Consider the following 22,615-nt stretch of genomic DNA (forward strand, 5'->3'; position numbering starts at 1 on the left):
GGAAAACACCCAGGGGCCGCAGGGAAAGATCGCCGCGTTCCTGGTCTCGCCCACCTGCGCAACTGTCGCGCGCAGCGATGGGCTCCGGTTCACCAACCTCAGCGGCGCACCCGGCCGAAGCCGACCCGGACCGCGCGTTCGGGTCGCTGCGGCGGGTGCGGACGGGCCGGCGCCTGGCCGGTCGCCACAGGGCGCTTGGCTGGCTGGCACGCCGGGCCGCCGCTGCAGAGGGACCGGCCGGCGCCCCTGGCCGCGCCGCTTGCCCTGCCCGTCCCGTTGCCCGCAAGGGCGGCGGCGATGGGCCTGTCGACGCTCGCAGCTCTGCCGGTCCTCGGCCTGCGGATGGCACGCCTCCCGCGCTGCGGACGGGCCGCCGCCGTCCATGCCGACGCGGGCCTCAGACCAGCACGATATCGCCCAGCAGCCCGGCGGTGGATGTCACCCCGTCCAGCGTCACCGTCGCGCCGGTGTCGAGCGTCAGCACAAGGTCGCCCGCCGGCACCGAGGCGCGCGCGTCGAGCGCGGCCTGGCTCAGCGCCCCGCCCCAGAGCGCGGCGGTGAAGGACAAGTCGTCCTGGCCCACCACGAAGTCGGTGATCAGGACATCGCCCATCCCGTCGCCAAAGACGAAACTGTCGCTGCCCGCCCCGCCCGTCAGCGTGTCATTGCCGCCCAGCGACTGGATCGTGTCCCAGCCACCACCGCCGAACACGCGGTCGTCGCCATAGGCCGCCTGCGCCTCGTCCATCCAGGTGTCCGCGCCCGTGCCCAGTTCGGCATGGTCCGACCCGCGTCCACCGTAGATGACGTCGTTGCCGTTGTTGCCGTAAAGCGTATCGGCCTGGTCGCCGCCGTGCAGCGTGTCGTGGCCCTTGCCGCCGCGGATGTCATCGGCCCCCGAGCCGCCCTCGGACAGGTCGTTGCCCTTGTGGCCGGCGATCGCGTCCGCGCCGGCGCCGCCCGAGATCGTGTCGAACCCGTCGTTGCCGTTGAGCCGGTCGTTGCCCTCGCCGCCCCGGATGTCATCGCCGGCGGCGCCGCCGAACACCAGGTCGTTGCCGTCCCCGCCCAGCAGCGTGTCGAACCCGTCACCGCCGTTCAGCGTGTCGTTGTCGGCCCCACCCTCGATCCGGTCATGGCCCGCCTCGCCCCGGGCCAGGTCGCGCCCGTCGCCGCCGTAGATCACGTCGGCGCCGGCGTCGCCCAGCAGTTCGTCGTCGCCGCCGAGCCCGGTGAGGGTGTCCCATCCCCCCCGGCCCGCGATCACGTCGTCGAAGTCGCTGCCGGTCAGGTCGTCCGCCTCGTGCGATCCGCTGCCGCTGGCCCCGCGCACCACCTCGACACCCGCGAGCGCCCCGTTGACCCGTTCAAGCAGGCTGACAAAGTCGATGCGGAAATCGGTCGGGTTCCACGACCCGTCCCCCATGTCCTGCCCGGGGTCGTAATCCGGCACGTCCCGCTGGAAATCGGCGATGCTGCGGGCCTCTTCAGGCGCCGCGCGCCAGGCCATCTCGGGCGTCAGGCTTTCGGTTCCGTTCGAGCGCAGCTCGGACCGCGTGCCGCCGTCGTAGACCCTGGCCCAGACCGCCTGGTCCTCGTAGACATCGCCCGTGTAGGTTCCGGCCAGCAGGTCGTAGGTAAACCGGTTGGCCTGCACCGTCTCGCCGGCTTCGGTCTCGACCGTCTCGTTGCCGGCAAAGACCAGCACGTCGGTCCCCGCCCCGCCGTCGATGGTGGCATCGGCAAGGCCCACGCCGATGGTGTCATCGCCCGTCCCGCCGTCGATCACATCCGCACCAAGCGCGACGATGACGTCGTCGCCGGCGCGGCCCTCGATCGTGTCGGCCCCCTCGCCGCCGGTCAGCACATTGCCCAGACCGTTGCCGCGGATCTGGTCGTCGTGATGGGTGCCGATGACGTTCTCGATGCTGGTCAGAAAGGTGCGCAGGTCCGTGGTGCCCATGTCGTATTGCGTCCCGGCCTCGAGGTCGACATCGACGGCCGCAAAGCCTTCGTCGTCGATCCCCGCGTCGAGCGCCGCGCGCATGGTCTCGTCGATCCCGGCAAAGGCAAAGGAGACCGTGTCGCTGCCGCGCCCGCCGTCGACGGAATCGGCGCCGGACGGGCCGGTTCCGCTGCTGCCGGGGTGCAGCATGTCGTCGTCGTCACCGCCGCGCAGGTCGTCCCGGCCGGACCCGCCGTAGATCGCATCCTTCCCGGTGGTGTTCCCCACGATCTCGAGCGCGCCACCCGCGCTGCCAGACCGCGCGATCTGGGCCCCGGGCGCCAGCAGGTCGCCCCGGTCGTCCGTCGCCTCGAGCTCGAGGTAGGGCGTCACCGTCGTGCTGGCCAGCGCCTCAGGCATCAGAAACTGGTTGAAGATCCGCACATGGGGAATCTCGGCGTCGATGTATTGGTGATGGATCTGGTTGAAGGCCCCGATCGTGATCTCGCCATCCACCGGGCGCAGGTCGGTGGTGCTCGTGACGGCGCCCTGCAGCACCCCGTCGACCCAAAGACGCATCGTGCCGAGGACCGCGTCGTAGCTGCCGACCACGTGATGCTCGCCCCCGTCGGCCAGATCGCCCGACTGGATCGAAATCGCGGCCCCGCTGACCCGGTCGGCGCGCAGATGCGCCTCGCCGTCCTTCAGCGCCAGCGACAGGCGCTGCCCGCCCGTGCCGTTATGGGCCGTGATGATCCGCTGGAAGGCGGCGGTGTCGGAAACGGTCGTGATCCAGGCCTCGAAGGTCAGGCCCCCCGACAGGGCCGCCGCGTGATCGCCCCCGACCTCGAGGTACTGGCCGATCCCGTCGACGGCGCGGTACGACTCGCCTGTGCCCGCGACATCGTCCTGATCGCCGCCCCAGATCGTGTCGTTGCCGCCGTTGCCGACCAGCTTGTCATCCGTGGCGCCGCCGCGCAGGCTGTCCATGCCGTAAAGCCCGGCAAACGCCTCGAACCCGGTGAATTCCAGGGTGGTCCCGTTCCAGTAGGCGATGCCCTGGTCCAGGTTGAGATAGGCATCCCCGCCGTTGATCCCCATCACCAACACGTCGACTCCATCACCGCCATGGGCCCAGGTGCCGTAGGCTTCATCAAAGGCGATGGTGTCGTCGCCCGCGCCGCCGTTCAGGGTCGCGTAGCCATGCGGGCTGAAGAGGTAATCGTCGCCCTCGCCGCCGTCGGCGACGACACTGCCGGTGACCGTGATCGTGTCGTCTCCGCCTTCGCCCAGGACCAGCGCCGGCGTGTCCGTCGGATAGGTGTGGACCGTCAGGTCGTCCGCGCCGTCCCCGGCCCGCAACGTGAAATCCTGCGTGGCGTACGCCGACGCCGAGGGGCGCCACAGGTTGACCACGTCGTCGCCGCTGCCCAACTGGACCGTGCCGAAGCCCATGAAGGCGTCGATGGCATGGGTCGCCCCGGTCGCATCGCCATAGAGACCGCGCCCGTCGCGGGCGTCCCAGGCGCGGACGAGGTTGCCATCCTGGACCTCGCCATCCTGCCAGACATGCCAGCGCACGCCGTCGACCTGGCTCAGGTCCAGCGTGTCCAGCACGTCGCCGAGATAGGTCCGGTCCTCGGGCTCGGGCGGGATCGCGTCGCCGCTGGCCTGCGGCAGCAGCCGCGCCGACCCGATCACAAGGTCGGTCCCGTCATCGCCCGATATCTTGCCCGTCGCCCCTTCGGCATGAATGGTGTCGTTGCCACCTGCGCCAAAGAGGCCGCGGAAGGCGGCGGCGCCCTTGAGCCCGTGCAACACATCGTCGTTGTCGGTGCCGACGATCTCTTCGACCCCGTCCAGCGTGTCGACCGCCAGCAGCGAGGCCAGCCCGTCGTCGTCGCGGTCGGACATCCGCCAGACCTCGACGCCGCCGGCCGTCGTGCCGGTCGCCTCGCGCCAGCGGGTTTCGATCCAGCCGATGGAATCGATGGCCTGCTGCATCTCGAGCCGGTCGTCCTCGTAGCCCGGGCCCCACAGCTCTTCGTGGAACGGGCCATAGTAGATTGGAAACTCGCCGTTGAATGCCGGCCCTTCGCCGTCGAGGATGGTCGTGTAATAGGCCCGGTCCCGACCCGCGCCGCCGATGATCAGCTCGCCCACCGGCAAGCCGGTGACGGGGTCGAGCAGGTCGTCCCACCCCAGCGCCCGGTCTGTGGCGACAAGGAGGTCGTCGCCCGCGCCGCCGTCCAGCGTGTCGCGGTCCGCCCCGCCCACCAGCGTGTCGTTGCCATCGAGACCGATCAGCGTGTCGGTCCCGCCCCGCCCGTGCAGCGCGTCATTGCCGCTGCCGGCGATCAGTTCGTTCCCCGCAAGCACGCCGTCGCCGAACAGATGCGCCCGCTCGGTCACGTCGGCCGAGACGTTTTCGATATAGTCGAGCGTGGCCGTGCCGCTGAGCGCGTTGCTGGCGTCATAGCTCTCGGACGTACGCGCCCCGAGATCGACGACCACGCGCCGCAGCGTGCCCGAGACCGCGTAGGTGTCGCGCCCCGCGCCGCCGTCCAGCATGTCGGTGCCGCCATCGCCCTGCAACGTGTCGGCCCCCGCGCCGCCCACCAGCGTGTCATTGGCCCGCCCGCCGGTCAGCAGGTCGGCGCCAAGCGCGCCTTCGATCCGGATCCCGGTGCCGCTGGCCTGCAGGTAATTGGCAAAGATGTAGGTCTCGGTCGTGTCCCCGGCCGGCGCGCTGTAGTCGGTGGCGGTCGTGTGCACCTTGTCGCGCAGCTCCTGCATGGTCAGGGTCAGCGCCTGGTCCACGCCATTCACCCGCTCGGTCGAGCCGAGGAAGGTGACCTGGTCGATCCCCTGCAACAGGTCCGTCCCGTCGAAGGACACCCCCGGCAGCGGCGAGACATGTTCGATCGTCACGTCGGAATAGGCGTCGTCCAGGTCGGCCCAGCTGAAGACATATTGCCCGAGCGGGCCGGCAAAGACCGCCGTGTCGATCCCCGGCAACACGCTGCCCGCGCCATCCCCCACAAGCGTGTCGTCGCCCCCGGCGCCGTAGAGCATGTTGTTGCCGCCATAGGCGGTGATCAGGTTGCCGGCGTCGTCGCCGACCAGCAGCACGTTCTCGACCGGCACGCCCGCGACATCGGCGCTGAGCACATCGTCACTGTCCGAACCGCGCAGCGGCGCCGGGATCTCGACGAAGACGGCAAGCCCGGAGGCGTCGAGCGATCCGATCCGTTCGCGCAGGTAGCCCTGCAACTCGTTCGTCGCCTCGTCGCGGACCTCGGTCGCGGTCTGGATCAGCTTGGCCTCGATCTCGTCCACGATCCAACTGCCGATCCCGAACGGGTCCTGGATGCGCGCGGTCGGAAGGCTGCCGTCGGGCAGCGACACCCCGTCGCCCAACGGCGTGCCGTCTGCGTCCACCACCTCGTCGCCGTCGTCGTCGTAATTGCCGAAATCGGTGGTGATTCCGTCGATGTCGGGCACCGCGAGGTCGATACGGTCCAGCAGATTGTCGAGCACGTCCACATCCGGCAGGAAGGCCGAGATCTTGTCCGAGGCCGCGTTGATCACCTGGTCGATCTTGAGCGTCTTCAAGAGGAAGTCGATCACCGGGTCGACCGTGAACTTGGTGATCAGCCCGACCGCGTTCAGCACGGGCTCGATCGGCTTGAGCGCGCCGTAGACCATGTCCAGCGGCGCCCGGATCGAGGCCAGCACCCCGGTGACGCGGCCAAGGTCGGCCTCGATGCCCAGCAGCTGGGTGAAATCGGCAGTCGGCAGGTCGGCCTCGAAGGCGTTGAGGGCCGCGACGATGTCGTCATAGGTGTCGTTGATCTGCGTGACCGCGGCGGCGGGCGTGGCCATCACGGTGCCAAGCGCCAGGATCGGCTCCTCGGCAATGACATAGGCCTTGGCGGCGATCTCGGCCACGGCCTGGAAACTGTCGCGCTGGCCGATGACCTTGCTTTGCCCCTCGGCCAGCCGGGCATCGACCAGTTCGACCTTGCCGATGGCATATTCGAGCTTCTGGTTGATCTCGCTGTCGGTGATCTTTTTCGCGACGGCGTCGATCTTGGCCTCGACCTGGTCGGTGACATCCTCGATCCGCTTGAGCATCTGGGTGCCGACCTTGGCGATCCCCTTGAGCGGGCCGGCCTTGTCCATCAGCTTGAAGACCAGCTGCAGCTTGTCGACGTCGTCACCGAATGCGCTGACCTCGGCCCGGATCGACGCGACCTTGTCGAGCGCGCGCCGCACGACCGAAAGATCATCGACCACGCCGCCGGCGCGGTCGCGGATGTCCTGGATGTTGTCGACGATTTCGGTGAGCCCGTCGTGATAGTCCACGATATTGCCGGCTGCTTCCTCGACGGTAATCGCCATCGGCTGTCTCCAATCACGCAAGTTCAATAGCGGCCGGCCCCGCGGACCGGATCAATTGTCGCAAGGTTACCGGGGCCGGGCCGCCCGGTCCATCAGGTGATTACCCCATTGTGTCCGCGCGAGGCGCCTATCCGCGTCGGCCGATCGCCCGGGACAGCAGGGCCTTGCGCATGATCTCTGCCAGCGTGCCCACGGCCAATCCCCAAAGCGGGCCCGCAACCAGGGTGCTCAGCGCCGTCGCGGCGATGACCGGCCGGCACGAAGGGCGTGCGTCGACAAGGCGGCGGCTGATGGCCAGGTCCCAGGCCGCGATCAGCAACAGTGCGCCCAGCGTCGCGCCGGGGATGGCGGACAGGACGGCGCCCTGCCATTGCGCCGGCAGCAGCGCGACGACCAGCAGCGCGCCGCCGATCAGGCAGGGGGCCGCGCCGCTGCGCGCGCCGAACCGGTGATGCGCGGTGACGCCGCCCGCGCCATGGCACATCGGCAGCGCGCCAAAGGGCGCCAACAGCAGGTTCGCAAGGCCCGTGGTCAGGCAAAGCCGGCGCGGCGTGACCCGCGCCGCGCGCGCCCCGTAAAGGTCGCCGGCCACCAGCGCGGTCAGCAAGACCGCGTTGGTCAGGGTCAACGCCAGCTGCGGCAGCGCCAGTTCGGTCGTGGCGCGGCGCAGCGTCTCGGCGTCGAAAGACAGCAGCGGCCAGCTGGCGCCAGGCAAGGCGGGCGGCGCCGGCACCTCCGGCAGGCCCAGGATCAGCCCCAGCCCGACCCCCGCGCCCAGGGTCAGCACCGCCGCATGGCTGCCGACACGCAGCGCGGCGATGGTGAGCCCAAGCGACAGCGCGGCGATCGGCCAGTGATCCTGCATCAGCCCGATCGCCACCCAGCCCAGCGAAAGGCCCAGCCCCAGTTGCAGCCCAGACAGCACCGACTGCGGCACCAGCCGCGCGATCCGGTCGATCAGCCCGGTGCCGCCGAGGCCAAGCAGGACCAGGCCGATGAGCACGCCGCTCAGCGCGATCTCGGCGGCAGAAACGCTGCCCAGAAGCGCCACGGCGGCAATCGCCTTCATCGGCTGCACGGGGATGGGCAGGCGGTAGACAAGGCCGGTCGCGATGTAGAACAGGCCAAAGCCCAGCAGCACTGTCTGCGCAGGCAGCCCGGCCAGCGCGATGGCGCCAAGGCTCAGCGGCAGCAGCGTGCCGAGATCGCCAAGCGCGCCGTTCGCCTCGCGCAGGGCGCGGCGTAGCCGGGGACCGTCCCGTTCCGTCATGCCTGGCACCTCCGCGACTCTGCCCTGATCGGCTCCTGCCCCCGGATCATACCCGCTGCCACGCAACAAATCACCGAAAGGCGACACGAGATGAAACTCATCGCACGCACCAAGCTGGCCGGGACGGCCAGGTCCATCGACACCGGCGCGGTCAACTCGACCGAGCGGATCGACCTCGGCGGCGCGGCCGTCGTGACCGCGACGATCACCAATGCGTTGTTCGCAGACCCGGGCCTCGTGGTCGGCTGGACCGCCTGTGCCATCGTGAAGGCCTCCGACGTCCTGGCCCGCCAGTTAACGCGGCGGGTCTGAAAGCCTTGCGGTCTCCGTGCGGTCTCGGCATGCCTTCCCTGGTGCGGCCCCGGAGATGGCGCCAGAGGCCTCCATCGCGGCCAGGTGGGCCGGGCCTCGGCAGGCAGCATCATTCCGGCGATGCGTGCCGCCAGCCCGGGGATGTCCGACCACTCCGGCGGGGCCCGCCTTGTGGGCGACAGTGTCGTGGCTTGGCAGGGATCGACATCTGGCGCAACGCCCACACCAGGCAGAGCGGGGCCTCCGGGTCGTGAACGTGGAAGCCGCGGTTGACCTTTCCGAGCAGCGTGACCAGGTCGCCGGTATCCATGTCGGGCGCCTCGGGTCCGTCCTGTCTGGTGCGCGTGATCGGCGCCCGGGCGGCCTCGAGCCGTTTCTCCGCGCGCTGACCTGCCTTTCGCTGCCCCGCCAACAGAAGCCGGACACGCCATGCGGGCACGTCCTGGCGCGGCACCTGGGTAAGACGGACTCCGCCGGACTGGGAAAGTGATGTCTCCCCCCATGCAAGGGCCTGCAGGACGTGCCTTTGCTCGTCCTCCGATGGGTGCTGTCGTCTGCAAGCGGATCGACCGCGTCTCCTCGCCCGTCCAAAGCCGCTTCGTCCGACGCGCCATCACGCCCCCGTAATGTCGACTATCTCATGGTGGACGTTTTCAAGCACCTGCTCTGCTCCCCAACGCTGGACCGCCGGAAGCTGGATTTTTCCGGCTGTTTCACGATGACGGGCTGGTAACGTCATCGGGATCATGCTTTGCACGACCGTGCCAGGCAATGGATCCCGGCCTCCCGGCAGCCTGCGCGCCCGGCGTGCCTTGCGCGCCCTGCTTCAGGCTGACCGCCAATTTCGCATCCGTGACCCTCGGGGCCTTCGCGCATTCCGCTCGGCCGCCAGCCGGGACAGCCCGTCAGGGCAGGTCGATGTAATCGCCCGCCACGTAGCCCGTGACACCGGGCGCGCCGGCCAGCGACACCTTGCACCACGCCTGCCCGATCTCGGTCACGCAGTCGTGGCGCACCAGCTCGGTCCCGTCCGGCAGTCCCAGCAGCACACGGTAACCGAGGCCCGGGCCGGCGCGCAGTTTCAGCATGTCGCCTTCGCCCACGCGCTGCACGGTCGTGCGCGTGCCGGTGACGCTTTGCGCGGCGCTGCACCCGGCGACCAGGACAAGGGCGGACAGGGCGATCCCGATGGGTCGTATCATGGTCTCTGCTCGTTCGTTCGTGGTTTTCCCCTTCATGCCCGCTTTGACCGCCACCGCGCAACCCGGCACGTGACGGCTTGCGCCCGGCGGCATGACCCACTAAAACGCTCAAGTATAAACGAGAGCCACGCCAGCGACGCGCCGGATGCAGCCATCGGAGCCTTTCCCAAGACCCGAGGATGCCATGACCGCGCTTGCCGCCCCCTCTCCCGACGCCATCCGTGCCTTTGCCGCGGACCATCCCAAGCTGCGCGCGCGCGATCTTGCCGCGCGGCTGAACATCACCGAGGCGCAGCTGGTCGCCGCCAGCATCGGCCACGGGGTCACCCGGATCGAGGCCCATCCCGATGCGATCATCCCCGCCGCCGAACGGCTGGGCGAGGTGATGGCCCTGACGCGGGTCGAGGCCTGCGTACATGAAAAGGTCGGGCAATACGGCAATTACCACCCCGGCGCCCATGCCGCGATGACCCTGACCGAGGATATCGACCTGCGCATCTTCCCCGCGCACTGGGTCCACGCCTACGCGGTCGAGTCCGAAGGCGACACCGGCCCGCGCCGCTCGCTGCAGATCTTCGACGCGGCGGGCGACGCGGTGCACAAGATCCACCTGCGCCCCGGGTCGGACCATGCGGCCTTTGCCGAGGCGGTGCGCGCCCTGACGCTGGACGACCAGGCGCCGGGGCAGGCGGTGACGGCCCGCACCCCGCCCGAGGCGCCCATCTCGCGCCCCGACAAGCTGGAGATCCTGCGCGACGAATGGCGCAAGCTGACCGACACGCACCAGTTCCTGCGGCTCTGTTCCAAGCTCAGGATGAACCGCCTTGGCGCCTATCGCATCGCCGGTGCGCCCTTTGTCTGGGCGCTTGATCCCTCGGCCGTCGAAGGCATGCTGAACGCCGTTCAGCAGACCGGGACCGAGGTCATGGTATTTGTCGGCAATCGCGGCTGCATCCAGATCCACACCGGGCCGATCAAGACGCTGAAGCCCATGGGGCCCTGGCAGAACGTGATGGACCCCGGCTTCAACCTGCATCTGCGCGCCGACCTGGTGGCCGAGCTCTGGGCGGTCGAAAAGCCGACCCAGCGTGGCCCGGCCCTGTCGGTCGAGGCTTTCGATGCCGACGGCGGGTTGATCTTCCAGGTCTTCGGCGTCGGCAAGGAAGGGCGTGATTCCCGCCCCGCCTGGCGCGCCATCGTCGAGGCGCTGCCCGACCGCGCCGGGGTCCCGGCATGAGCCGGCTTGTCGACGGGCGCGCCTACCTCATCGGCACCTGGGGCGCCATCGCGCTGTCGGTCGCCGTGGGGCTCGCGGGCGCAACGCGGGCCGAGGCACCGGCGCAACGCCCCGCTGACGTGCTGTCGATCGGCGGCTCGGTGACCGAGATCGTCGCGGCGCTGGGACAGGCGGACCGCTTGCAGGCGCGCGACAGCACCTCGACCTACCCGCCCGAGGTCACGGCCCTGCCCGACCTCGGCTACATGCGCGCGCTCTCGCCCGAGGGCGTGCTGGCCTTCGCCCCGTCATTGATCCTGTCCGACGAAGGCGCCGGTCCGCCCGAGACGCTGGACGTGATCCGCGCCGCCGGGGTCGACTTCGTCGAAGTGCCGAACGAGGCGAGCCTGCAGGGCATCCTCGACAAGATCGGCGCCGTAGGCACCGCGCTGGGCGTGCCGGATCGCGCCGCTGCGCTGGCTGAGCAGGTCGCGGCCGAGATGGCCGCCGCCACCGACGGTGCAGACCGGCCAGAGGCCGAACGCAAGCGGGTCCTGTTCATCCTGTCGGCCCGCGGCGGGCGCATCACCGCGGCCGGGCGCGATACGGCGGCCGATGCGATCATCCGGCTCGCGGGCGGGGTCAACGCGGTCTCGGACATCGACGGCTACAAGCCGCTGACCGACGAGGCGATCGGCCGCGCCGCCCCCGATGTCATCCTGATGATGGACCGGGGCGACCATGCGCTGCCGGAGGCCGAGCTTTTCGCCCTCCCCGCGCTGCGCCTGACCCCCGCCGCCGAAACGCAGGCGGCGCTGCGGATGGACGGGCTGCTGCTGCTCGGCTTCGGTCCGCGCACCCCGCAGGCGGTGCGGGCGCTGAACGCCGCGCTTTACGGCAACGGGGCCTGAACCGTGGCGAGCCTCTCGGACATCGCCCTGGCTCCGTCCCGCCCGGCACGGTTGCACCTGTGGCTTGCCGCCGCGCTGGTGCTGGCGGCGCTCGCCAGCCTGCAGGTCGGGGCGGCGGACGTGACGCTTTCGGCCCTCGCCGGCAAGTTCATGCGTGGCGAGGCGCTGTCCCCGCTCGAGCGGCTGATCCTCTGGGACATCCGCCTGCCGCGCCTTGCCATGGGCGCGCTGGTGGGCGCCGGGCTGGCGGTGTCGGGCGCGATCCTGCAGGGGCTCTTTCGCAACCCGCTGGCCGATCCCGGCATCGTCGGGGTCACGGCGGGCGGGATGCTGGGCGCGATCCTGGCTATCGTGCTGGGCGGGTTGCTGCCTGCCGCCCACCTCGCCCGCACCGGAGGCCAGCTTGTCCCCCTCGCCGCCTTCCTCGGCAGTTGGGGCGCGACGCTGCTGCTTTACCGCGTCTCGACGCGCGGGGGGCGGACATCCGTGGCGACCATGCTGCTTGCGGGCATCGCGCTGGCCGCGCTGGCCGGGGCGCTCGCGGGCATCCTGATCTACATGGCTGACGACCAGCAGCTGCGCGACCTCACGTTCTGGAACATGGGCTCGCTCGCAGGGGCAAGCTGGCCCAAGGTGCTGGCCGCAGGGCCGCTGGTGGCGCTGGCGCTTGGCGCCGCGATGACCCTCGGGCGCGGGCTCAACGGGCTGGCGATGGGCGAGGCGACCGCCGCCCATATCGGCATCAACGTGCAGCGGCTCAAGACTGCCGCCGTGCTCTGCGCCGCCGCGGCCACCGGCGCGGCGGTGGCCATCGCGGGCGCCATCGGCTTTGTCGGCATCGTCGTGCCGCATCTCGTCCGACTTGCCGCCGGGCCCGACCACCGCACCCTGCTGCCCGCCTCGGCCCTGCTGGGCGCCACGCTGCTGACTCTTGCCGACGTGATCGCCCGCGTGATCGTCGCGCCCGCCGAACTGCCCATCGGCATCGTCACCGCTGTCCTGGGCGCGCCGGTCTTCCTGTGGATCCTGCTGCGCCGCAAGGGAGGCCTCGCATGAGTTTCATCGCCACCGACATCCACGTGCGCTACGGCCCGCGCGAGGCGCTCCGTCGCGTCTCGCTGACCGCCCGGGCCGGAGAGTTGACGGCCATCGTCGGCCCCAACGGCTCGGGCAAGTCGACCCTGATGGGCGCGCTGACCGGCACCCTGCCCTTCGACGGTTCCGTTACCCTGAACGGGCAGGACATCACCCGCCAACGCCCCTGGCAACTGGCCGCACAGCGAGCCGTGCTCCCGCAGGACAGCCGCCTCGCCTTTGACTTTCCGGTCATCGAGGTGGTCCGCATGGGGCTGCAGGCCGGTACCGCCGGCGACCGCCCCGAGGTGCCGATGCAGGCCCTCGCCCGGGTCGGCCTCGCCCATTACGCGACCCGCAGTTTCCACGCCCTCTCGGGCGGCGAGGCGCAGCGCGTCATGCTCGCCCGCGTCCTTGCGCAGGTGTGGGAGCCGGTGGCGGACGGCCAGCCCCGCTGGCTGCTGCTGGACGAGCCGGTGTCGAGCCTCGACATTGGCCACCAGTTGCAGGTCATGGAGATCGCCCGCGATTTCGCCCGGTCCGGCGGCGGGGTCATCGCCGTGATGCATGACCTCAACCTCACCGCGCTCTATGCCGACCGGATCGCCGTGCTTGCCGGTGGAGACCGCCTTGCCTTCGGTCCCCCCACCGAGGTGCTGACCGACGGGACCCTGTCACGCGCCTATGGCTGCGCCCTGCGCGTCTCGGCCCCGCCGCCGCAACATGTGCCCTACATCCTGCCCCATGCCGCGACGCCCTGACCGGTGCTGCGGGCTTTCACCCGAGGCGCGAAGCCTCTACCCTGACCGCGCAGCCTGTGCCGCGGCCCATTCCAAAGGAGACCCGGAATGTACCTAGCCATGAACCGTTTCACCGTCCCGCTCGAAAACGCGGCCGCGTTCGAAGAGCTTTGGCTGTCGCGCGACAGCCACCTGAAAGACATGGACGGTTTCGTCGCCTTTCACATGCTGAAGGGCCCCGAGGAGGACGGCCGCGTGCTTTATGCCTCGCACACCGTCTGGGAAAGCGAGGCGCAGTTCCGCGCCTGGACCACCAGCCCCGAGTTCCGCGCCGCCCATGCCCGCGCCGGCGACAGCAAGAAGCTGCACGAGGGCGCGCCGCGCTTCGAAGGCTTCCGCGCGATCCAGGAGATCGCCGCGACCCAGGCCGCATGAGCCTGACCGTCACCCGCACCGCGCCTGTCTTTCGGTCCTTCGACGAAGGGCTGGCGCGGGCCTTTTACGTGGATTGGCTGGGGTTTGCATGGGAGGGCGAACACCGGTTCGAACCCGGCATGCCGCTTTATGCCTTCCTGCGCCTCGGCGATTTCCACCTGCACCTCAGCGAACATCACGGCGACGCCACCCCCGGCTCGACCGCGTTGCTCTACGTCACGGGCCTGCGTGATTACCACGCGGCCCTGCCGCCGCATCCGAACATGCGGCCGGGGCTCCAGCAACAGCCCTGGGGGCTCGAGATGGCGGTCACAGACCCCTTCGGCAACCGGCTGCGCTTCCTCGACCAGGGCGACACCGATCAAGCCTGAGTGAATTGGTCAGGTATTGATCCCGCCTGCGTCCGGTGCTAGCAGAGTCGCATCCAGCACGGGCCCGCCCCAAGCCAGACGATTGTCTCAATCCGAAAAGGCCGGGCCCATGCCGCACCTCCCTGCACGACTTTGTCCCCTTGTTCTGGCCGCGTCGCTGGCCGCGCCCGCGCTGGCCGAGACGCCCCATGTCTCGATCGAACTCAACGCGCTCGACCCCGTGGAGGGCGCCTGCCAACTCAGCTTCGTGGTCTCGAACGGACACCAGGCGGACATCGACCAGAGCGTCTACGAGGCGGTACTCTTCGACACCGAGGGCCGGGTCGACCGCCTGACCCTGTTCGATTTCGGCGCCCTGCCCGCCGGCCGCCCCCGGGTGCGGCAATTCGTGGTGCCCGCGCTCGACTGCGCCGCTCTGGGCCGGGTGCTGATCAACGGGGCGGAGACCTGCACCGGGTCGGACCTGCCCGCAGGCGCCTGCACCACCGGCCTGGCCCTGAGCAGCCGGACCGACGTCGAGGTGATGGGATGATCGCCATGCTCTCTGACGCCCTGCGCCGCGTGTTCGACCTTGGCGGCCCGGTCGTGCTGCTGCTGGGCGCGCTGTCCGTTCTGGTGCTGGCCGTCGTGCTCTACAAGCTCTGGCAGTTCACCGCCGCCGGGGTCGGGCGCCACACCGCCCTGCGCGATGCCGCCGCCGCGTGGGAGGCCGGCGACCGCGCCAATGCCCGCCGGCACCTTGCGGCCGCGCGCAGCTACCTTTCCCCCGTGCTTGCCATGGCACTCGACGGCCAGGACGACGCCCCCCGGCTCGAGGCCGAAGCCGAGGCGCGCTTTGCCCGGCTGGAACGCGGCTTCCGGCTGCTCGATTCCGTGGCGCAGCTGGCGCCGCTGCTGGGGCTCTTCGGCACGGTGCTGGGCATGATCTCGGCCTTCCAGGCGCTGCAGGCAGCCGGGTCCCAGGTCGATCCCTCGATCCTGGCGGGCGGCATCTGGGTGGCGCTGCTGACCACAGCCGTGGGCCTCGCCGTCGCCATGCCCACCGCGCTGGTCCTCAGCTGGTTCGAGGCGCGGATGGACGCCGAGCGGGTCCTTGCCCAGCAGGCGCTGCGCACCATCCTCGCCCCCGGCACGCAATCATCCCGGACGATGCCCGCCGGGGCCCCGGCCCATGCGTAGGCAACGGCGACGCCGCCGCCTGTCGATGACCTCGCTCATCGACGTGATCTTCCTGCTGCTGCTGTTCTTCATGCTCTCCTCGACCTTCACCCGCTTTGGCGAAGTCTCCCTCTCGGCGGCGACCGCCGGCCCCGGCACGCCCGATGGCCGCCCGGTCTTTCTGACCCTCGGCCCCGATGCGCTGCGCCTGAACGGGGCCGAGGCCAGCCTGCCGGGGCTGGAAGAGGCCCTCGCCCCCCATCGCACAGGCCCTGCCCCGCTGACCGTTCTGGTCTCGCTGCAAGGCGCCGTCACTTCGCAGCGCCTCGTCGACCTGCTGGGCGCCCTCCGCGCCCTGCCGGACCTGACCGTGACCGTGTTGGAGGCCGCATGAGACGCAGCCGCCCCCGCACCGAGCGCGAGCCCACCACCGCCCTCATCAACATCGTCTTCCTGATGCTGATCTTCTTCCTCGTCGCCGGCACCCTCGCCGCGCCGCTCGACCCGCGCCTCTCGCTGGTCCGCACCGCCGAGATCGAGGGCGCGGCCCCCGCCGATGCACTTCTGATCCATGCCGACGGCCGCCTCAGCGCGGGCGCCGCGCCCGTCGCCACGCCCGCCGACTACCTTGCCACCCTGCCCGAGGACGCCCGCGCCCGCATCCGCCTTGTCCCCGACCGCGACCTGCCGGCAACCCTGCTGGTCCGTACGGGCCGCGCCTTGCGCGCCGCCGACGCGGGCGAGGTCGTCGTCGTGACCGAACGGGGGCTGCCATGATCCCCGCCGCACACGCCGCCAAGGCCGCCGCCCTGTTGCTGGCCCTCGCCGCCCATGGCGCGCTGGTCTGGGCCCTGGCCCGGCCCGAGGCGCCGCAGATCGCCGGCGGCAGCGGCGCGGCCGAGGTGCGCCTTGGCGCTGCCTTTGCGGACATGTCCGCCGGCACCCTCACCGCCGCGCCCCCGCCCGAGATCACGAGGGCCGCCCCCGCAGCCCCCCTGCCCGCCGTCCGCCCGGCCGAGCGGCTGGCCGCGCGACAGCCCGAGGCCACGGCGCCACCGCGCCCCACCACGCAAGCCCCGACGATACCTGTCGAAACCCTTCCCGCCGTCCCCGCCGCACCGACCGAAGCCGCGCCGCCCCCGCCGCCCGAGGTCGTCGCCGCGACCGACCCGGACAGCGCGGCCCCGCTGCGCTCGGCCCGGCCGCAGCCACGCCGCCCGGACCTGGCGCAGCGCCGGCCCGCGCCTCAGGCCGCATCGCCCGTCGGCAATGCCCCGCGCACCGCCACCTCGGGCGTCGCCACCGGGCGCGAGACGGCGCGCGCCCGCGATGGCGGCGCCGGCGGGCAAAACCAGGCCGCAGGGAATGCTGCCGCCAGTTCCTACCCCGGCCAGGTGATGAGCCGGATCGCACGCGTCGGCAAACCGCGGGTGCGGGCCCGCGGCACCGCACTTGTCGCCTTCACCATCGCCGGCAACGGCGGGCTGGCGCAGCTGTCGCTGGCGCGCAGTTCGGGCTCCGAGGCGCTGGACCGCGCCGCGCTGCAACTGGTGCGCCGCGCCGAGCCTTTCCCGGCCCCGCCGCAAGGCGCGCAGCGGGCGTATTCCATCGGCATCACGGGGCGCTGAGCCGCGCGCGACCTGTGCACCTGCGCGCATTGCGCATCCGGCCCGGCGCGATTATTCTGACAAAAATACTCAACAACCCAGACACAGGACATCACCATGCCTCTCACCCAATCGGGCCGCTTCGACACCGAGCACGGCTCGCGCTACCTCCAGCAGCTCTGCAAGCACTTCGCCCACAAGATCGAGGTCAGCTTCGACGCCCATGACGGCACGCTTGCGCTGATGACCGGCCCGGTCCGGCTGCATGCGGACGACACCGGCCTTGTCGCCGAGGTCACGGCCGAAGACGATGCCGGCCTCGAACGCGCGCGCCACGTCATCGACAAGCACCTCGAACGCTTTGCCTTCCGCGAGGCCTTCACCGGCATGGACTGGCAGACCGCCTGACCCGCCCGCCGGCGGCCGGGGCATCCTAAGCTGTCGTTAAGGTATTGTGGCTATTCCGGCAGGGCCTTTCGGCCCGTACCCTGGAGTAGACCCATGAAATTTGCACGAACCCTTGCCGCGCCGCTGGTCGCGCTGGCCTTCGCCTTTCCCGCCCAAGCCGAACAGGGCGTCGACAGCGCCTCGGTGATCTTTGCACAGGTCGCCGCGCTGGACGGTCCGGCCGGCGCGCTTGGGTCGGGCATGCGCGATGGTCTGCTTGCCGCCTTCGAAGAGGCGAACCGCGCCGGCGGCATCCACGGCCGGATGATCAGGCTCGACAGCATCGACGACGGCTACGAGCCCGACCAGTCGGTGGCCGCCGTCCGCTCGGTTATCGATGGCAATGCCCACCTGGGGCTGATCGGACCGGTCGGCACGCCCACCACCCTCGCCACGCAGCCCCTGGCGACCGAGGCCGGGATGCCCTTCATCGGGCCCTTCACCGGCGCCGGGTTCCTGCGCGAAGCCGGCCTGTCGAACGTGGTCAACGTGCGCGCCACCTACGACACGGAAACCGAGGCCTGGATCGCCTACCTGGTCGACCAGATGGGCATGGAGTCCGTCGCCATCCTGTATCAGGACGACGGCTTTGGCCGGGTCGGCCTGGCCGGCGTCACCGCCGCGCTTGAACGGCGTGGCATGACCCTGGCCGCCGAGGGGACCTATACCCGCAACACGACGGCCGTGAAATCGGCGCTGCTGGACATCCGCAAGGCCGAACCGGATGCGGTCGTGATGGTCGGCGCGTACAAGCCCATCGCCGAGTTCATCAAGCTCTCGCGCAGGCTCAAGTTCGACCCGACCTTCGTCAACATCTCCTTCGTGGGCTCCGACGCACTGGCGGCCGAGCTTGGCGCCAACGGCGACGGGGTCATCATCAGCCAGGTCGTGCCCTTCCCGTGGGACGCCACCCTGCCCATCGTGGCCGAGTACCAGGCCGCGATCACCGCGCAGGACGCAGGCGCCCATCCCAGCTTTGTCACGCTCGAAGGCTACCTGGTCGGCCGTGTCGCCCTGCGCGCGCTCGAGGCCGCGGGGCCCGAGCTGACCCGCGACGGCTACCTGGCCGCGCTGAACGCCCTCGGCAGCTTTGACCTCGGGGGCCTCGCCTTCAGCTACGGCCCCGGGGACAACCAGGGGCTCGACTCGGTGTTCATGACCCGCATCACCGCCGATGGCACCTTCGAGATCGTGCCGACCGAGGAAAAGCACGCCCGGAACTGACCGACCGGCCGCGCGCGGGCACGGTTCCGCGCGCGGCCCCCTGACCCGAGGGCCGCGCCCCGCGCGACGCCCCAACCACGGTGCCACGATGGAAAACCCCCGGTCTCGCAACCCGTTCGGCAGCATTGCCTTCAAGGTCTCGGGCATCCTGCTTGCCATGGCGGTCACGACCGCGGCCGCGATCGGCATCGCCACGATGGTGTTCGGCGCCATGGCCAGCTCGATCGGGTCGCTGATGACCGTCGCCGTGCCCAACCTCGAGGCCAGCGCCATCGTCATCGACCGGATCAGCGCGACCAAGGATGCGCTGACCAACCTCGGCACCACCGACAGCGAAGGGACACTGGACGCCAACGCCGCCAACCTGGCCCGCGCGCGGGCCGAGCTCGAGGCCGCGGTGTCCGACCTGCCCGAGGCTTCGGTGGCGCGCATCCAACCCATGCTGAACGATCTCGGCTCGGCCACCGAGCGCATGCGCGGCGCCCTGGCCGAAAGGTTCGTCGCCGAGGCCCACATGTCGGACGAGATCGCGCGCTTTTCCGAGGTGTCGCAAGGCACCCGGGCGCTACTGGCAGAAGCCGCGGACGATGCGCTCTACAACCTTGTCCTCGGCGGCGAGCAGACCGTCGAGACCGTGCAGGGCACGCTTTCGACCCTGACCGAAGTCGAGTTCCAACGCCTGCAGGCCGCTCTCGACACCCGGGCCGAGATCAACCTGGCCGTCGGCATCGCGCTGGCGCTGACCGCGACCTCGGACCCGGCCTTCGCCTCGATCCTGCGCGACGTGGTGCAGGGCGGCGTCGACCGGCTGGGCCGGAACCTCGACACCCTGTCCGAGGCGCCGGGCCTGGCCGATTACATCGCACCGCTTCGGGCCACCCACGCGCAGCTGGACACCCTGGCACAGCGCGGCTTCCCCCGCCGCGGCGCCCTGCAGGACCAGTTGCTGGGCCTGCGCCAGGAAAGCGACGCGGCGCTGAGCGAGCTGATCGACACCATGTCCTTCGACCTCGCCATCATGGCCGAGGAGACGGCAAGCGCGAACGAGGCCGAGATCCGCCGCCTGCTTGGCGATGAGGTGGCCGCGCTGCAGCGCGCCGGCGCCATCGAGGCCGCGGTCAACCGGGTCTTCATCGCGGCCCTGCTCGGCGTGGTCGCCGAGGATCTCGAGCGCGTGGAAGGCGCGCAGGTGCAACTGACCGAGGCCGTCGGGCAGCTGATGACCGTGGCCGGCGACGGCCCGGTGGACGCCGCGCTGCAGGCCCAGCTGGACGCCATCGCCGCGATCACCGACCCCGGGGCCGGCCTGCTGGTGGCCCGCCGGATCTTCCTGGACGCCGATGCCGCCTCGGTGGCCCGGGCCGGCGAGGCAGGGGCCATCCTGACCGACATCGCGACAAACGCGCGCGTGGAGGGGGCGAGTGCGCTCGCGGCCATGGTCGCCTCGGGCAATTCCGTCCTGTCGGGGACCGAGGTCGCGCAGCAGCAGATGCGCCTGATCGCGGCGCTCGGGCTGGCCGTCGTGTTGGCCGCGCCGGTCCTGACCTGGCTGCTCGTGGTGCGCCCCATGGGCCGCGTGACCCGGGTGACGGAGCGTCTGGCTTCGGGCGACCTGGCCCCGGTTACCGGCTTTTCCCGCACCGGCGGCGAGGTCGGGCGCATGGCCGCGGCGCTCGGCGTCTTCCGCAACAGCCTGATCGAGCGCGAGGAGATGCAAGAGCAGGAACGCCGCCGCGAACGCGACCAGCAGGCCGCCGCGCGCAGGGCCGCCGAGGACACCGCCCGACGCGAGGCCGAAGCCGCCGCCGAGAAGGAACGGCGCGCCCGCGAGGCGCACGAGCGCGACGCCTGCGAGGCCGCGGAGCGCGCGCGGCGCGAGCGCGAGATCCAAGCGGAGCGCGACGCCCGCGCGGCCGAACAGGCGCAGGTGGTCTCGACCCTGGGAACCGCGCTGGAACGGCTGTCGGACGGCGACCTCACCACGTCGATCGACACCGCCTTCACCGGGGATTACGAGGCGCTGCGCACCAATTTCAACGCCGCCGTGCAGTCGATCTCGCGCGTGATCCACAACCTCACCGACGGCGCCCAGGTGGTGAGCGACTCATCCGCGGCCATCGCCGCGGCCGCGAACGACCTGGCCGGCCGGACCGAGCGCAACGCCGCCTCGCTCGAGCAGACCGCCGCCGCCGTCTCCGAGCTCGAGGCGACCGCCCGCCACACCGCCGAAGCCGCGCAGACCGCCAACTCCGCCATGAGCGACGCGCGCCGCCAGGCCGAGGACACCCGCCAAAGCGTCGATTCCGCCGTCTCGACCATGGCCGGGATCGAGGAATCCTCGGAGGTCATCTCCAAGATCGTCGGCCTGATCGAGAGCATCGCCTTCCAGACCAACCTGCTGGCGCTCAACGCCGGGGTCGAGGCGGCCCGCGCCGGCGAGCAGGGCCGCGGCTTTGCCGTCGTCGCGACCGAGGTCCGGGGCCTCGCGCAGCGCGCCTCGGAAGCGGCGAGCGAGATCACCGCGATGATCTCGACCACCCGGTCACAGATCGCCTCGGGCGTGACCATCGTCAACGAGGCGGGCTCGGCGCTCGGCGGCATCCTGACGCTGATCGAGGCGGTCTCGGCCCAGGTCGAGAGCATCGCCACCGGCGCCCGCGAACAGGCCGCCACCGTGTCCGAGATCACGACCGCCGTGTCGCATATCGACGGCTCGATGCAGCAGAACGCCGCCATGTTTGAGGAATCGCTCGCCACCAGCGAGGTCCTGCGTCAGAAGTCCGAGGAACTCCTGGCCCTCTCGCGCCAGTTCAGGAACAGCTCCGGGGGTGGCTCGGACCGGTTTCCCCGATCGATCCCCCGGGTGGCCTGAGGCCGGTCCGGGACGCGGCGCCGCCGCGCGCCGCACCATGCGTCGGCCGGTTGGCGGCAGCCCTGACCGGCGCATGAACAACCTGGTTTGCATGCCTCGCGGCCTCCCTCTTGCCGAAGCCACGCTGCCTGCGCGCGCCCGGGTGCCACACGGACCCGGGGCGACCAGACCGCGACAGGGCGGCGCCGGGGCCCCTCTCGCATCATCACCCGCCGCCGCCAGTGCAAGGCCGCACCCACCGACGCCCGGGCCTGTCGCGACGGCGACGCGCACAAGTCCAAGACACAGCTGCACCGAACCGTTCCACGGCCGCGCGAATTCCCCGAATCTCCGGCCGGTGTCCTTGACGGACCGGTCCACTTGTCCAATGGTAAACCATCCTCCATCGTGCCAGCCCATTTTCCGGACCCTGGATGCAATCACGAACCAGGCGGAGTTCGATACCAGAGCGTTTTCCGAATGGGCCCGACCGGCCTGACTGGTCCCAATACTTTTTACGGAGTGACCTTTCGCATGCCCCCAATTGCAAATGATGATGCCCTGTCGGGCGACCGCGATGTCACGGGCAACGTCGGCTATTACGAGATGGGCACCGGCCAAGGCGCCAACTCGCAAATCGCATCGATCACGGCCGGCGGGCATACGGCGGTCAATATCTTGAACCTGAGCGCGGCCGAGTTGGCCGGGATCGACGTTCTGGTCATACAGAACCCCAGCAACGGCAACTATTCCAGCGAATTCCGGACCCAGTTGCCGGTGATCCACCAGGCGGTCGAGGACGGCCTCGTGCTGGTCATCCATGACCGCTACGTCGAGACCGCCGAAAACATCCTGCCGGGCAGCGAGGGATTCGACATCCGGCGTGTAACGGGTAACCGCGACATCGAGTTGCTGGACGATGCGCATCCCATCGCCGATGGAGTCGGCGGTGTCGTCAGTGACACCAGCCTCGACAACGGCAACTCGAGCAGCCATGGCTACGCGGTCGCGGGCAGCCTGCCCGGCACCGCCGACCTGATCCTGAGCATGGCGAACACCGGCAACATCGTCACCTTTGCCTATGAATACGGCGCGGGCGACGTCATCTATTCCTCCATTCCCCTGGATTACTACCTTGCCTCGAACTCGACCTCGGCCGTCAATCTCGGCATGCGGGCCTATGCCGCCAACCTGATCGACTACGCGGCCAACGTGCTGGCCGAAAAGCTTTTCACCAACGAAGACACCCCCGCCCTGATCGACGTGGCGGACCTTCTGGCCAATGACAGCGACCCGGACGGCGGCACGCTGGCGGTGTCGGGCGTGGCGGCGACCAGCACGCTGGGCGCGGCGCTGACGCTGAACCTCGATGGCACGATCACCTACGACCCCACCGGCTCGGCCACGCTGGACGCGCTGTCGCAGGGCGACCGGGTCGAGGACAGCTT

General features: G+C 70.4%; 20 protein-coding genes. 16 read left to right on the forward strand and 4 right to left on the reverse strand.

The features are described from left to right. Window positions 1-397: 397 nt before the first annotated feature. Window positions 398-6,349: a LamG-like jellyroll fold domain-containing protein gene (locus tag MF270_RS26485; protein WP_238368632.1), complete on the reverse strand. Its 5,952-nt coding sequence runs from the start codon at window positions 6,347-6,349 to the stop codon at window positions 398-400. Window positions 6,350-6,476: 127 nt separating this feature from the next. Further along, on the reverse strand, window positions 6,477-7,619 hold the full coding sequence (locus MF270_RS26490) for a putative sulfate/molybdate transporter (protein ID WP_238368633.1): 1,143 nt from the start codon (window positions 7,617-7,619) through the stop codon (window positions 6,477-6,479). A 90-nt stretch (window positions 7,620-7,709) separates the two neighbouring features. Here MF270_RS26490 and MF270_RS26495 point away from each other — a divergent pair, with 90 nt between their 5' ends. Next, complete coding sequence (locus MF270_RS26495) at window positions 7,710-7,931, forward strand: TOBE domain-containing protein (RefSeq protein ID WP_238368634.1); 222 nt, start codon at window positions 7,710-7,712, stop codon at window positions 7,929-7,931. Between the two features lie 613 nt (window positions 7,932-8,544). Here the strand turns inward: MF270_RS26495 and MF270_RS28305 are convergent. Both MF270_RS28305 and MF270_RS26500 read right to left on the reverse strand, forming a co-directional pair. After that, window positions 8,545-8,679 (reverse strand): hypothetical protein, encoded by a 135-nt coding sequence (locus MF270_RS28305; RefSeq protein ID WP_272490900.1) that lies wholly within the window; start codon window positions 8,677-8,679, stop codon window positions 8,545-8,547. Window positions 8,680-8,836: 157 nt separating this feature from the next. Continuing rightward, window positions 8,837-9,133, reverse strand: coding sequence for an SH3 domain-containing protein (locus MF270_RS26500; RefSeq protein WP_238368635.1), 297 nt, complete (start codon window positions 9,131-9,133; stop codon window positions 8,837-8,839). Window positions 9,134-9,317: 184 nt separating this feature from the next. Here MF270_RS26500 and MF270_RS26505 point away from each other — a divergent pair, with 184 nt between their 5' ends. The 15 genes from MF270_RS26505 to MF270_RS26575 all read left to right on the forward strand — a co-directional run. After that, entirely contained in the window at window positions 9,318-10,370 is a 1,053-nt protein-coding gene (locus tag MF270_RS26505) for a hemin-degrading factor (RefSeq protein ID WP_238368636.1), read from the forward strand. After that, complete coding sequence (locus MF270_RS26510; RefSeq protein WP_238368637.1) at window positions 10,367-11,260, forward strand: heme/hemin ABC transporter substrate-binding protein; 894 nt, start codon at window positions 10,367-10,369, stop codon at window positions 11,258-11,260. Before MF270_RS26505 ends, MF270_RS26510 begins: the two co-directional genes overlap by 4 nt. 3 nt (window positions 11,261-11,263) lie before the next feature. Continuing rightward, window positions 11,264-12,316: a FecCD family ABC transporter permease gene (locus MF270_RS26515; RefSeq protein ID WP_238368638.1), complete on the forward strand. Its 1,053-nt coding sequence runs from the start codon at window positions 11,264-11,266 to the stop codon at window positions 12,314-12,316. Continuing rightward, window positions 12,313-13,095 (forward strand): heme ABC transporter ATP-binding protein, encoded by a 783-nt coding sequence (locus tag MF270_RS26520; RefSeq protein WP_238368639.1) that lies wholly within the window; start codon window positions 12,313-12,315, stop codon window positions 13,093-13,095. Before MF270_RS26515 ends, MF270_RS26520 begins: the two co-directional genes overlap by 4 nt. 87 nt (window positions 13,096-13,182) lie before the next feature. Beyond that, window positions 13,183-13,509, forward strand: a complete 327-nt coding sequence (hmuQ, locus tag MF270_RS26525) for a heme-degrading protein HmuQ (protein WP_238368640.1) — start codon at window positions 13,183-13,185, stop codon at window positions 13,507-13,509. Beyond that, entirely contained in the window at window positions 13,506-13,880 is a 375-nt protein-coding gene (locus MF270_RS26530) for a glyoxalase superfamily protein (protein WP_238368641.1), read from the forward strand. Before hmuQ ends, MF270_RS26530 begins: the two co-directional genes overlap by 4 nt. Before the next feature lie 109 nt (window positions 13,881-13,989). Continuing rightward, window positions 13,990-14,412 carry a hypothetical protein gene (locus tag MF270_RS26535; RefSeq protein WP_238368642.1) on the forward strand — a complete coding sequence of 141 codons (423 nt, stop codon included), beginning with the start codon at window positions 13,990-13,992 and terminating at the stop codon, window positions 14,410-14,412. Next, window positions 14,409-15,059, forward strand: a complete 651-nt coding sequence (locus tag MF270_RS26540; protein ID WP_238368643.1) for a MotA/TolQ/ExbB proton channel family protein — start codon at window positions 14,409-14,411, stop codon at window positions 15,057-15,059. Before MF270_RS26535 ends, MF270_RS26540 begins: the two co-directional genes overlap by 4 nt. Continuing rightward, the gene (locus tag MF270_RS26545) at window positions 15,052-15,432 is read left to right on the forward strand and encodes an ExbD/TolR family protein (protein ID WP_238368644.1); all 381 of its coding nucleotides are present in this window, start codon (window positions 15,052-15,054) and stop codon (window positions 15,430-15,432) included. The genes MF270_RS26540 and MF270_RS26545 overlap by 8 nt, the downstream gene beginning before the upstream one ends. Beyond that, window positions 15,429-15,815: an ExbD/TolR family protein gene (locus tag MF270_RS26550; protein WP_238368645.1), complete on the forward strand. Its 387-nt coding sequence runs from the start codon at window positions 15,429-15,431 to the stop codon at window positions 15,813-15,815. The genes MF270_RS26545 and MF270_RS26550 overlap by 4 nt, the downstream gene beginning before the upstream one ends. Further along, the gene (locus MF270_RS26555) at window positions 15,812-16,666 is read left to right on the forward strand and encodes an energy transducer TonB family protein (RefSeq protein ID WP_238368646.1); all 855 of its coding nucleotides are present in this window, start codon (window positions 15,812-15,814) and stop codon (window positions 16,664-16,666) included. The genes MF270_RS26550 and MF270_RS26555 overlap by 4 nt, the downstream gene beginning before the upstream one ends. Before the next feature lie 96 nt (window positions 16,667-16,762). After that, window positions 16,763-17,053 (forward strand): DUF2218 domain-containing protein, encoded by a 291-nt coding sequence (locus MF270_RS26560; protein ID WP_238368647.1) that lies wholly within the window; start codon window positions 16,763-16,765, stop codon window positions 17,051-17,053. 93 nt (window positions 17,054-17,146) lie between these two features. Continuing rightward, window positions 17,147-18,316: an ABC transporter substrate-binding protein gene (locus tag MF270_RS26565; RefSeq protein ID WP_238368648.1), complete on the forward strand. Its 1,170-nt coding sequence runs from the start codon at window positions 17,147-17,149 to the stop codon at window positions 18,314-18,316. A gap of 88 nt (window positions 18,317-18,404) precedes the next feature. Further along, window positions 18,405-21,188, forward strand: coding sequence for a methyl-accepting chemotaxis protein (locus MF270_RS26570; protein WP_238368649.1), 2,784 nt, complete (start codon window positions 18,405-18,407; stop codon window positions 21,186-21,188). 513 nt (window positions 21,189-21,701) lie between these two features. Further along, window positions 21,702-22,615 (forward strand): cadherin-like domain-containing protein (locus tag MF270_RS26575; RefSeq protein WP_238368650.1); only part of this gene is annotated, 914 nt, incomplete at its 3' end.

Origin of the sequence: Mesobacterium pallidum (genome assembly GCF_019966535.1) — a bacterium.
Lineage (GTDB): Bacteria > Pseudomonadota > Alphaproteobacteria > Rhodobacterales > Rhodobacteraceae > Mesobacterium > Mesobacterium pallidum.